The organism is Streptomyces pinistramenti (genome assembly GCF_020564935.1).
Lineage (GTDB): Bacteria > Actinomycetota > Actinomycetes > Streptomycetales > Streptomycetaceae > Streptomyces > Streptomyces pinistramenti.
In genome coordinates this window covers 74,224-87,392 of sequence record NZ_JAJCXB010000005.1, presented here as the reverse complement: position 1 = coordinate 87,392, position 13,169 = coordinate 74,224, and the positions used below count along the sequence as shown (strand labels likewise).

Annotated in this window: 4 protein-coding genes; all 4 read left to right on the top strand. The window is 74.4% G+C overall.

Annotation, left to right across the window (positions count from 1 at the left end; genetic code table 11):
• Positions 1 to 279 precede the first annotated feature (279 nt).
• Positions 280 to 723, top strand: a complete 444-nt coding sequence (locus tag LIU39_RS05860) for a YbaB/EbfC family nucleoid-associated protein (RefSeq protein WP_227045351.1) — start codon at positions 280 to 282, stop codon at positions 721 to 723.
• Between the two features lie 66 nt (positions 724 to 789).
• Positions 790 to 4,881, top strand: a complete 4,092-nt coding sequence (gene eccCa, locus LIU39_RS05855) for a type VII secretion protein EccCa (protein WP_227045349.1) — start codon at positions 790 to 792, stop codon at positions 4,879 to 4,881.
• 564 nt (positions 4,882 to 5,445) lie between these two features.
• Positions 5,446 to 9,780 (top strand): type I polyketide synthase, encoded by a 4,335-nt coding sequence (locus tag LIU39_RS05850; RefSeq protein WP_227045347.1) that lies wholly within the window; start codon positions 5,446 to 5,448, stop codon positions 9,778 to 9,780.
• A complete protein-coding gene (locus LIU39_RS05845; protein ID WP_227045346.1) occupies positions 9,777 to 13,091 on the top strand; it encodes a non-ribosomal peptide synthetase in 3,315 nt (1,104 codons plus the stop codon). Before LIU39_RS05850 ends, LIU39_RS05845 begins: the two co-directional genes overlap by 4 nt.
• The last annotated feature ends 78 nt before the right edge of the window (positions 13,092 to 13,169 follow it).

The window sequence follows — 13,169 nt, the reverse complement described above, 5'->3', positions numbered from 1 at the left end:
CGGGCCACGGTGGGGGTGTCCTGCGGGTTCACCGGCCGGACACCCCCACGTCGCCGGGCGGGTTTGCGCAGGTCCCGGCTCGGAGGTCCCCGAACGGGGATCTGGGCAGGTCCACCGCCGGGAGGGAGGATGGGCGTGGACCGATGCCGTTCCCCCCGCGTTCGGCCGCCCCTGTGGTGCCGGCGCGCTCGAAGGCCGGCGTGCCCGCGTGGCCGCCTGCGCCCGTCGTGTGCCGGTACGTCCGCGTCGTCCCCCCGCCCCGCACGAGGAGCACCACCCATGCCCGACCCGATCGATTTCGCGGCTCTCACCGACCGGATGCGCCACCTTCAGGGCCATCTCTCCGGACTGAGTGAGAACCTGTCCGCGAATCAGGCGACCGGCCACGGTGGCGGTGGCCTGGTCACCGCGACGGTGACCGGTGAAGGCCGGCTGACCTCGCTGCGGATCGACCCGTCGGTGGTCGACCCGGACGATACGGAGACGCTGGCCGGTCTGGTCATCCAGGCCGTCGATGCCGCGCAGCTGTCCGTCAAGGAGATGCACTCCGAGCGGGTCGGCGAGTTCACCGAGGGGCTGACGAACCTGGCGGCGGGGCTGCGCGAGCACACCGAACAGAGCCGCCTGAACCGGCCCACGGGCCCGGCCCCCGACCGCCCGGCATCGTCCACGGCCGCCCCGGACACTTCGGCCCCGTCCCAGGACGGCTCCGCGCCGCGCTGACCTGCCGGTCAACGGGCACCACCGCCCCGTCTTTCGCCGCCCCACCTCCCTGCACAGAGAGCCCTGATGTCGCGGATCGTCTTCCACCGCCCAGCCCGGGTCGCCCCGCCGCAGTTGCCGACCGATCCGGTGGTGGTGGCCGCGCCACCACAGCCGGTCGGCAAGGACTCCAGCGCCAACTGGCTGATGCTGCTGATGCCGTTGCTGTCCAGCATCAGCATGGCCGCGTACATGATCGTCGCCGGCAAGAAGATGCTGATTCTGCTCGGCATCTCCTTCGTCCTGCTCTCCATCGGTCTCACCTTCGGTGTGCGCATGCAGATGCGCGGCACCCAGCGCAAGCAGAAGCTGCGCGCCCGTGACCGGTACCTGGAGCACCTCGTCGAGGTACGGCGGGCGGCCCGTCAGGTCGCCGTCGACCAGCGCACCGTGGCGGCCTGGCAGTACCCGTCCCCGCACCGCCTGTGGGCCATCGCCCGCCGGCGCCGCCGGGTGTGGGAGCGCCGCCCGGCCGACCCCGACTTCCTGCGGGTGCGGCTGGGCACCGGCCGTGCGCCGCTGTCCACACCGATCCGGCTGGCCGCCCGTAACGACCCGACCGTCGAGTACGACGCGCGGGCCCGTGCCGCGGCCGACCGGCTGATCGAGGGCACCGCCACGGTCGGCCATCAGCCGGCCACCGTGGACCTCGACAGGTCCGGCGTGGTCAGCGTGCTGGGCCCGGCCGGGCGTGCCCGTGGGGTGGCCCGCGCGCTGCTCACCCAGGTCGCCGTGTTGCACGCGCCGGACGATGTCTGCCTCACGGTGGTCACCGGCGGCGCGGAGGACGCCGACTGGGAGTGGGCCAAGTGGCTGCCGCACACCCATGAGAACGACGCGTCGGGTGAGGCCGGTGTGGTGCCGCTGGTCGCCGAGGACTTCGACGGAGTCGCCGACCGCCTCGACGCCTGGCTGACCGCCGCCAAGGAACAGGCCGCCGCCGCCCGGCGCGCCTTCTCCACCAGCCGGGACAACGGCGACAGCCGACGCCGGCTGATCGTCCTGCTCGACGGCTACGACCCGCGCAGCGCCTGGGCGCGTTCGGCGGTCGCCACGCAGCTGCTGGCCGAGGCCGGTACCGGCACCGGTGTCACCGTGATCTGCGTGGTGGACCGGGAGGCGGACGAGCCGAACCGTGCCGACGTCCGGGTCCGGGTGACCGGCGACGGCCGCCTGACCATCGAGAGCCGTCGCTCCGACAACCGCACGGACAGCTCCCCCGTGGAGGGCGCGGTCGCCGACGAGCCGAGCCCCGCCCTGTGCGCGGCCACCGCCCGCGCCCTGGCGCCGCTGCGGCTGTCCGCCGAGGGCGAGGAGATCCTCGCCCAGACCATGTCGCTGCCGAACCTGCTGGGCGTCCCCGACCTCGACTCCTTCGAGCCGGAAGACCTGTGGATCGAGCCGGACTCCGAAGACGTGCTGCGCTTCCCCGTCGGCTTCGACGCGGAGGGCCGTCCGCTGCCCCTCGACCTCAAGGAGGCGGCGCAGGGCGGCATGGGCCCGCACGGTCTGGTGGTCGGCGCCACCGGTTCCGGCAAGAGTGAGCTGCTGCGCACCCTGGTCGGCGGCCTGACCGCGATCCACTCCCCCGATCTGCTCAGCTTCGTCCTGGTGGACTTCAAGGGCGGCGCCACCTTCGCCGGTGTCACCGAACTGCCGCACGTGGCGGGCCTGATCACCAACCTGGTCGACGACCTGGCGCTGGTCGACCGGGTGCGGGACGCGCTCCAGGGCGAACAGCAGCGGCGGCAGAAGCTGCTGCGCGACGCCGGAAACCTCGACAACGTGCGCGAGTACCAGCTGCGCCGCGCCGCCGGCCAGACCGGGCCCGACGGCAAGCCGCTGGAGCCGCTGCCCTACCTCCTGGTCATCGTCGACGAGTTCGGCGAACTGCTCTCCAGCCGACCGGACTTCATCGACCTGTTCGTCCAGATCGGCCGGGTCGGCCGCTCCCTCGGCATCCATCTGCTGCTGGCCACCCAGCGCTTGGAGGAAGGCAAGCTGCGGGGCCTGGAGTCCAACCTCTCCTACCGGATCTGCCTGCGGACCTTCTCGGCCGCCGAGTCCCGTTCGGTCATCGGCACGCCGGACGCCTACCAGTTGCCGCCCATTCCCGGCTCGGCGTACCTCAAGGTCGCCGACACGGTCTATGAGCGGTTCCGGGTGGCGCATGTGTCGGGCCCGCACCAGACCGCGGAGGAACGGCTCGCCGTCGAGGGCCCGGTGCCCACCAGCCCGGTGCCGTTCGGGCTGCGGCGCGCGCCCGACCCGGACGCGGCGCCCGAGCCTGCGCCCGAGACGCGGCCCCGGCCCCTGCTCACCGGCCCGACCGAGATGCAGGTCCTGGTGGAGCGGCTGCTGCGGGCCGGGCAGGCGGTGCACCAGGTGTGGCTGCCGCCGCTGCCCAGGGCGCTGCCGCTTGACGCCCTCACGGGGCCGCTGGCCGGCGATCCGGGCGAGGGGCTGCGCGCGCAGTGGTGGCCGCACCACGGCGAGCTGCGCTTCCCGATCGGTGTGGCGGACGTCCCGGTGATGCAGCAACAGCACCCGGTGGTGCCGGACTTCGCGCACGAGTACGGGCATCTGGCCCTGGTCGGCGCGCCGCAGTCGGGCAAGAGCATGTTCCTGCGCTCGCTGATGCTGTCCGCGATGATCACGCACTCGCCGGATGAAGTGCAGTTCCTCTGCCTCGACTTCGGCGGCGGCTCGCTGCTGCCGTACGAGCGGGCACCGCACGTCAGCGGCGTCGTCGGACGGCACGACACGGACCGGGCACGGAGGGCGCTCGCCGAGGTGTCCCAGCTGGTCACGGAGCGCGAGAAGCTCTTCCGTGACCTGGGGATCGACTCGGCGGAGGAGTTCAGGCGCCGCCGTACGGCGGGCGACCTGCCGGCCGGTGTGCGTACCGCGGACGTCTTCCTGGTCCTGGACAACTGGGCGGGTCTGCGGGGCGAGTTGCAGAACCAGGTGGACATCGACGCCGTCGTGCTGGACGTCGCGGCGCGTGGCCTGGGCGTGGGCGTCCACCTGGTGCTGACCGCCAACCGCTGGGCCGACCTGCGGATGTCGCTGCGGGACAGCATCGCGGCACGCCTTGAGCTGCGGCTGAACGACCCGGCCGAGTCCGAGGTCGACCGCCGTGCGGCGCGCCGCTTCGCCTCCGCCACCGCGCCGGGCCGCGGCCTGGCTCCGGGTGGCATTCAGTTCCAGGTGGCGCTGCCGCGGCTGGACGGCATGGACACGCTGGAGGGTCTGGGCGAGGCCCAGGAGGACGCGCTGGCGAAGATCACCGAGTCCTGGCCTTCGGTGGTGGCCCCGCCGATCCGGATGCTCCCCGAGCACCTCACCCTCGCCGAGATGGCGGCGCTGCCCGCGCCGCCCGGCACCGACCCGACGCAGGAGACCGCCCTTCCGGGTGTGCCGATCGGCATCGCGGAGCACGACCTGCGCCCCGTCCACCTCGAACTGGGCGACGCGGAGCCGCACTTCCTGGTGTACGGCGACTCAGGTTCCGGCAAGTCGGTGTTCCTGCGCACCTGGCTGTCCGGGATGACCGCGCGGTACTCGGCGTGGGAGGCCCGCTTCATCGTGGTGGACTACCGGCGGGCGCTGCTCGGCGCGGTCCCCGACGAGCACCTGGGCGCGTACGCGGGCGACAGCAACGCCGCCACCGCCTATGCCGAACAGGTCGCCCAGAAGCTCGCCGAGCGGCTGCCCCCGCCCAATGTGACCGCCGCCCAACTGCGCGACCGCAGCTGGTGGGAGGGGCCGGAGCTGTACGTCGTGGTCGACGACTACGACCTGGTGGGCAACGGGCGCAACTCCCCGCTCGCCCCGCTCGTCGACTACCTCCCCCAGGCCAGGGAACTGGGCTTCCACCTGATCGCCGCACGCCGGGTATCCGGCTTCGGCCGCACCGCCCTGACCGAGCCGCTGCTGACCCGCGCCCGCGAACTGGGCGCAGCCGGCCTCGTCCTGTCCGGCGACCCCAAGGAAGGCGTGCTCATCAGCGGCGAACGGGCCGAACCCCGTCCCCCGGGCCGCGGCGTCCTGGTCCGCCGCCAGTCGCCCCGCACGGTCATCCAGATCGCCCTCACCGAGGACGACTCCGGCATCTGACACCGGCTCCGCCCTGCCACGCACACGGCCGGGTCTCGCGTTCCGCACTTCCCGCGGGCACGAGGCCCGGCCGTGTGCGTTGCCGTGGCCGATGCCGGTGACGGCGACGTAAGGGAACAGGGGTCTGCCGGGCGGACGGTGGAGTCGGCGTCCGGCACGGGGAGCCACGTCAGCGGTGGTCCACGCTCCTCCTGGACGTGCGAAATGCGGGCGAAATGAACTCCGGGAAACGGCTCGGTGCCGTCGGCGCACCGCGTGGACCGACGTCGGCCATATGGATAAAACCGCTGGTCACACCCCTATCAGATTCCGCTGGAGCGCACCATACCCGGCGCGAGATGTGGCATGCGTAACCATCTGTTGACAGCCCGTGGCCGGCGTCGCATACGGTGTGGATCACGGCCGCAAGGTGTATGGCACAAGTACACGAACCTCTGCGGGAGCGCGTGGGAACCCAGCGCCCGGACGCCGCCACTGTCGCCGGCGTCACCCTTCTTCTTCTCAACCGACCGGCGAAACACAGCTCACCTCTGCGTGGGCAGTGGTACGCGAGGGAGTTCAGGCATGTCTCAACGGCTCGACCCACACCGCACGCGGCACGGGATGGGTACGGCCTCCGGCTTACCGACGGCCGGTGACATCGGGAGCCTTGAGAGCTGGCTTCTGGAGTGGGTGGCCGGGGCGACCGGGCGAACGCCCGGCGCGGTCCGTGCGGACGGGCGGTTCTCCTCCTACGGCCTGGACTCGATGGCGCTCACCCGCCTCGTCGCGGAGGCGTCGCGCCTTCTCGGGCGCCCGCTGGCCCCCACTCTCGCGTGGAGCTGCCCGACACCAGCCGCGCTGGCCCGGCATCTGGCCGGCGGGCGGGGAGAGTTAGCCGCGGGCGCTGCGCGCGGCGCCGCGGAGCGCGGACCGGCGGCGGTGGACGAGCCGATCGCCGTGGTGGGGATGGCCGCGCGGTTCCCCGGGGCGCCGAGCGTCGCCGCGTACTGGGACCTGCTGGCCGCCGGACGGGACGCGGTCGTCGAGACGCCACGGGAGCGCTGGGCCGTCGACGACTGGTACGGGCCCGGCGAGCCCGGCCGGATGGCCACCCGGTGGGGCGGATTCCTTGAGGGGATCGCCGACTTCGACCCGCTGTTCTTCGGGATCTCCCCGGCCGAGGCCGTCCAGATGGACCCTCAGCAGCGGCTGGTGATGGAGCTGGCGTGGGAGGCGCTGGAGGATGCGGGCACCGTCCCGGAGAGCCTGCGGGGCCGGGCGGCGGGCGTGTTCGTCGGCGCGATGTGGAGCGAGTACGGCGCGCTGACCGCCGCCGACCCGACGCGGCTGACCACGCACTCGGCCACCGGTGGCGACACCAGCATCATCTCCGCCCGCGTCTCCTACACGCTCGGTCTCACCGGCCCCAGCCTGACCGTGAACACGGCGTGCTCGTCGTCGCTGGTCGCGCTGCACCAGGCACGGCGCAGCCTGCTCTCCGGAGAGTGCGAACTCGCCCTCGCGGGCGGCGTCAACCTGCTGTGCGACCCGGCGGGCACCGTGGCGATGTCGCACTTCGGTGCGATGGCGCCGGACGGCCGGTGCAAGGTGTTCGACGCCCGCGCCAACGGCTACGTCCGCGGCGAGGGCGGCGGCCTGGTGGTGCTCAAGCCGCTCTCCCGGGCCCGCGCGGACGGCGACCGTATCTACTGCACCCTCCGCGGCAGCGCCGTCAACAACGACGGCTTCAGCAACGGCCTGACCGCCCCCAGCCCGCAGGCGCAGGAGGCGGTGCTCCGCCGGGCCTGCGCGGACGCCGGGGTCGTACCGGCCGCCGTGCGGTACGTGGAGACCCACGGCACCGGCACCATGCTGGGCGACCCGATCGAGGCCGGGGCGCTGGGCGCCGTCTACGGCGAAGGACGGCGGGCCGACGCGCCGCTGCTGCTCGGGGCGGTGAAGAGCAACATCGGCCACCTGGAGGCGGCGGCCGGAGTGGCCGGGTTCGTCAAGACGGCGCTGGTGCTGCACCACCGTACGGTCCCGCGCAATCTGCACTTCGAGAGCCCCAACCCGCACATCCCCCTCGACGATCTGCGTCTTGAGGTGCCCACGGCGGCGCGGCCCTGGCCGGGCGGCCCGGACGAGGCGGCGTGGGCGGGGGTGAGCGGCTTCGGCTTCGGCGGGACCAACTGCCACGTGCTGCTGTCCGGTGCGCCGCGGGAGGACGCGGCGGAGGATGTCGTGGACGCGGGCCGCCCGGCTGTTCCCGAAGCGGCGGGCGGCGCGCCTGCCGGCCCGGTGTTCGTGTTCGGCGGGCAGGGGTCGCAGTGGCCGCGGATGGCCGTCGAGCTGATGACGGACCCGGCGTTCGCACGGGCGGTGCGCGCCTGTGACCGGGCGCTGGCACCGCACCTCGGCGGGCGGAGCGTCAAGGACCTGCTCACCCTGCGCCGGGAGCCGCTGGACGACACCGGCTCCGTCCAGGCCGCCGTCTTCACCGTGCAGGTCGCGCTCGCCGCGCTCTGGGCGGCCCGCGGCGTGCGCCCGGCGGCGGTGATCGGCCAGAGCATGGGCGAGATCGCGGCGGCCCACGTCAGCGGCGCGCTCGGGCTGGACGACGCGGCGCGCCTCGTCGCCGTCCGCGCCCGGCTCGTCGACGAGTTGGCCGGCGACGGGACGATGGCGGTGGTGGGCCTGGACGCCGAGCGGACCCGGGCCGCCCTCGCCCGCCACGGCGACCCCGACCTCGCGGTCGCGGTGCTCAGCGGTCCTGACCGGACGGTGATATCCGGCGGACGCGCGGCGGTGGACGGCCTGTTGGCCGTGCTCGCGGCTGAGGACGTGACCGTGCGGCCGATCGACGTGGACTACGCCTCGCACTCGGCGCACATGGATCCGCTGCTCACCCCCCTGCGCAAGGCCCTCGCCGGCCTCGCACCGGGGCCCTCCGTCGTACCGATGTGGTCCACCGTCACCGGGGCGCCCGTCGCCGGGGAGGAGCTGGACGCCGACTACTGGTGCCGCAACCTGCGCGAGCCCGTGCTCTTCGGCGACGGCATCGCGGGCCTGGCGGCACAGGGCCACCGCCACTTCCTGGACCTCAACCCGCATCCGGTCACCCTGCTGGACACCGAACGGGTCCTGGACGGGCGCGGCCAGGCCCTGCCGTCGATGCGCCGCGGCGAACCGGCACGGCCCGTGCTCGCCGCGTCGGCCCGCGCGCTCGGGCCGGCCCCCGACCGGCCCGACGTGCCCCATCTGCTCACCCTGTCCGCCCGGGACGAGCAGGCGCTCGCCCAGGCCGCAAAGCTGACGGCCGGCCGCCTGGCCGAGGCCGCCCCCGGCGAACTGCCGGGCATCTGCCACACCCTCGCCGCCCACCGTGGCCACCACGAGCACCGGCTCGCGCTGGTCACATCCGACGCCCGGCAGGCGGCCGGCTCCCTGGCCGCGTACGCCCGGGGCGAGCGCCCGCCCGGCCTGGTGCGCGGGCGGGCCCGCGCCGCCACGACCCGGACGGTCTTCGTCTTCCCCGGCCAGGGCGGGCAGCACGCCACGATGGGCCGCACCCTGTACGCGCAGGAGCCGGCGTTCCGCCGCGCGGCCCACACCTGCGCCGAGCTGATCCACGCCGAGGGCGGCATCGACCTGCTGCCCTGGCTGCGCGGGGAGCAGCCGCTGGACACGGAGGCCATCGCGGTGGTCCAGCCGGCCGTGTTCACGGTGAGCGTCGCCCTCGACGCGCTCTGGCGGTCCTGGGGCGTCGAGCCCGCGGCGGTGGTCGGCCACAGTATGGGCGAGGCCGCGGCAGCGTACGCCTGCGGTGCGCTCTCCCTGCCCGACGCCGTGCGCGTGATCTGCCGCCGCAGCGCGGCCCTGGGCCCGCTGACGGGACGGGGCGCCATGCTGCTGGTGGACCTCGGCCCGGAAGCGGCCCTCGCCGCGGCCGCGCCGTACGCCCCGAGCGCGGAACTGGCCGCCGCCAACGGACCGCGCGCCACGGTGCTCACCGGCGACGCCGACGAAATCGCCGAGGCGGCCCTGAAGTTCGACGCCCAGGGCGTCATGGCGCGCGTCCTGCAGGTCGGTGTCGCCGCGCACAGCCGCCAGTGCGAACCGCTCCTTCCCGGACTGCGGCGTGCACTGAAATCGCTGACACCAGGGGCGGAGCGGGTGCCCTTCGTGTCGACGGTCACCGGCCGCGTCCACCCCGGCGAGGCCCTGGACGCCGGGTACTGGGCGCGGAACCTGCGGGAGCCGGTGCGGTTCGCGGACGCCGTCGGCCGGATCGCCGCCGACGGGCCGGCCTGCTTCCTGGAACTGGGCCCGCACCCGGTGCTGGTACCGGCGCTCCAGGACCTGCTCCGCGGGCAGGAATCGGCCGCGGTGGGCGCGCTGCGCCGCGACCGGCCGCACCGCGAAACCCTCGCACTGGCCCTGGCAGGACTGCACACCGGCGGCGTCGCCCTCGACTGGGACCGCACCCCGCTCCCGGCGGGACGCCTGACCGCGCTGCCCGCCTACCCCTGGCAGCGCCGCCGCTACTGGATCACCGATCCACCCCGGCACACCGACGAACCGGTGGACCGGGCGCCGCTGGCCGACCGCATCGCCGCCGCCTCCCCCGACAAGGCCGCCGATCTGGTCCGGCACCACCTGACCGCCCACCTGACCGCCCTCCTTGAGATGGACGCCACCGAACTGCCCGCCGACGTCCCGCTGCTGGCGCTCGGCGCCGGCTCGCTCGTCGCGATGCAACTGCGCAACACCCTCCTGGAGGACCTGAACGCCGACCTGAAGGTCTCCCGGATCCTCAACGCCCCCTCACTCACCGCCCTCGCCCAGGAGGCACTCGACGCCGGGACCGGCGCCGTGCGCCACGTCCAGGACGCCCCCACGGAGGTTCTGCTGTGAACGACCCGACGGACCCGGTCCTCGCCGCCCTCGTCGCCCGCGGCGGCGACCTCCGCGCCGACGACGGCCGACTGCGGCTGCGCGGCCCCGACGGCATCCTCACCCCCCAACTGCGCGAGGACGTCGCCGCCCACCGCGACGCCCTGCTCGCCCGGCTCCGCGACCGGCGGGTGCTGCCGCTGTCCGGCATCCAGCGCCGGCTGTGGTTCCTCCAGGAGCTGGACGCGAGCGGCACCGGCTACACCTTCAGCTACGCGCACCGGCTCCGCGGTCCGCTGGACCCGGCCGCCCTCGACGCGGCGCTGAACGCGGTACTCGCCGCCCACCCGGGCCTGCGCGCCGGCTTCGATGAACTCGCCGGCCACCCCGTGCAGTTCCTCGCCGACGCTGCATCCGTCACCACCACCGTTTTCGACCCCGGACCCGGGCAGGAGGGGGAAAAGCTGCTCCGCGAGGAGCTGGTGCGCCCCTTCGACCTGGCCCGTCCGCCGCTGATCCGCTCCGCGCTGGTGCGGCTCGGCGACGACGACTGGCTCTGGGGCCTGACGGTGCACCACCTGATCGCCGACGGCTGGACGTACGGCCTGCTGCTGGACGGGATATCCGATGCGTACGCGGGCCGGGTGAGCCAACCGGCCGCGGAATACGCCGAGTTCGTCGCCCACGAGCGCGCCGTCGAGGACACCCCCGGCCGGACGGCCGCCCTCGACCACTGGGCGAAGACACTCGCCGACGCCACCGCCGACGGCACCGCCGAACTGCCCGCGGACCGCCCACGGCCGCGGCAGCGCGGCTACCGCGGCGCCACCGTCGGCCTCACACTGCCGGCCGCGACGACACGGAAGCTGCGCGCCCTGGCCGAAGCGGAGGGCACCACGCTGTTCGCCGCGCTGCTCGCCGTCCACGGCGTGCTGCTCGGCCGGCACACCGGCAGCGACCTGACGGTCGTCGGCACGCCGTACGCCAACCGGCCTGACACCCGCTTCCACGGGACGGCCGGCTGCTTCGTGAGCACCCTGGTGCTGCCGGTCGACCTGACCGGCAGGCCGACCTTCCGGCAGCTGGTCGCCGGCACCGGACGCACCTGCGCCACGGCCTGGGACCACTGCGACTACGCGTACGAACGGCTGGTGGAGCGGCTCGCCCCGCAGCGGGATCCCAGCCGCAACGCGCTGTTCCAGACGTTCCTGGCGCTCCAGGACCTGCCGGGACGGCTCACACTGCCCCAGGTCACCGCCGCCCCGGTGCCGTTCGACGCCGGCACCACCCAGTTCGACCTGGAGGTGTACCTCACCCCCGCGCCCGACGGCGCACTGGAGCTGGAACTGCGCTACAACACCGACCTGTTCGACCCGGCCACCGCGACGGCCTTCGCCCACCGCTGGCAGCAGCTCGCCCAGCGGCTCGCCGACACCCCGGACCACGAGACGCCGCGCGTACCGGTCCTGTCCGACGCCGACCTGCGGGCCCTTGCCGCCGCCAACGACACCGCCCGGCCCTCCCCGCAAGACGCCACCGCCGACGACCTGTTCGCCGCGCAGGCGGCCCGCACCCCGGACCGCACCGCGCTGCGCTGCGGCGACCAGGAGTGGTCGTACCGCCGCCTGGACGCCCGGGTGGACGCTCTCGCCGGATTACTGCGGGACGGGGACGGCGCGGGCGGCCGGGTCGGCATCGTGATGCACCGCTCCGCCGACATGGTCGCCGCGGTGCTCGCCTCGCTGCGCGCGGGCGCCGCCTTCGTACCGCTCGCACCGGACCTGCCCACCGAGCGGATGGCGCAGATGAGCGCCGACTGCGCGTTGACGGCCGCCTGGACCGACCCGGACACCGCCGGTCTGCTGCCCCCGGGAATCCGGCCGCTGGACGCCACCGCCGACGTCCCGCCGCCCGGCCCGGCGCCCGCGCGGGAGCACGGCGACCTCCGGACGACGGCGGCCTACGTCCTTTACACCTCCGGCTCGACCGGCGTCCCCAAGGGCGTCGAGGTACCGCACTCCGCGCTGGTCAACCTGCTCGCCGGCATGGGCGAACACCCGGGCATCGGCGCCGACGACGTGCTCGTCGCGGTCACCGCGCTGTTCTTCGACATCTCTCTGCTGGAACTGCTGCTCCCGCTGCTCACCGGCGCCACCCTGGTGGTCGCCACCGACGCCGAGACCCGCGACCCCGACCGCCTCGCCGCCCTGCTGGAGCGCCACGACGCCACGGTCGTGCAGGCGACACCCTCGACCTGGCGGATGCTGCTGGACTCGGGCTGGCCCGGCCGCCCCCGGCTGCGCGCCTGGTCCGGCGGGGAGGCGCTCAGCCGCGACCTGGCCGACCGGCTGCTCGGCGGCTGCGCCGAGGCGTGGAACCTCTACGGCCCCACCGAGACGACCATCTGGTCCACCTGCTGGCAGGTCAGGCCCGGCGACGGGCCCGTCCTGATGGGGCAGCCCGTCGCGAACACGACGCTGCACGTACTCGACCGGAACCTGATGCCCGTCCCGCCCGGCGTACCGGGCGAGCTGTACATCGGCGGCGACGGCCTGGCGCTGGGCTACCTCCACCGGCCCGAGCTGACCGCCGAGCGCTTCGTGACCCTCGACACCGGGGACGGCCCGGCCGAACGCGCCTACCGCACGGGCGATGTGGTGCGGTGGCCGGCCGGCGGCGACCCGGTCTTCCTGGGCCGCGCCGACGACCAGCTCAAGGTGCGCGGGCACCGCATCGAACCGGAGGAGATCGAGCACGCCCTGCGCCGCCACCCGGCCGTCCGCGACGCGGTGGTCGTCCCGGCGGGCGACGAGGTACTCGTGGCCCACCTGCTGCCCGCCGACCCGACTGCCCCGCCCGCCGCGGAGGAGCTGACGGCCCATCTGGGCGGGCTGCTGCGCCCCGCCCTCATCCCGCAGCGGTTCGTCCCGCACACGGAGCTGCCCCGCACGGCCAACGGCAAGACCGACCGGGGCGCGCTGCGCCGGATGGCGCTCCCGGTGGCCTGTTCCTCCGGAGCCTCGCAACCCCCGGAAGGCGCCGAGGAGTTGGCCGTCGCGGCGGTGTACGAGGAGGTCCTGGGCATCACCGGGGCCGGGCGGCTCGACGACTTCTTCCGCCTCGGCGGCCACTCACTGACCGCCACCACCGTCCTGTACCGGCTGCGGCAGTCCACCGGTACCCGCGTCCCGCTGCACGTCTTCATGCAGGACGCCTCGGTCGCGGCGGTCGCCCGCCACCTCCGGCCCGCCGACGACCTCGAAACGGCCCTCGCCCTGCTGGACTCCCTCTCCGACGAAGAGGCCGCCGCCCTCCTCGCCGACACGCCCTGATCCGCGGGTCGCGCACCCGTTCCGTACGGCACGGCCGCCGCGCCCCCCCGATCCCCGCATACCACCCACCACAACCGC

Excerpts from the sequence above, each read along its gene's own strand:
- LIU39_RS05850 (WP_227045347.1), top strand. The coding sequence starts at position 5,446 with ATGTCTCAACGGCTCGACCCACACCGCACGCGGCACGGGATGGGTACG.
- LIU39_RS05860 (WP_227045351.1), top strand. The coding sequence starts at position 280 with ATGCCCGACCCGATCGATTTCGCGGCTCTCACCGACCGGATGCGCCAC.
- eccCa (WP_227045349.1), top strand. The coding sequence starts at position 790 with ATGTCGCGGATCGTCTTCCACCGCCCAGCCCGGGTCGCCCCGCCGCAG.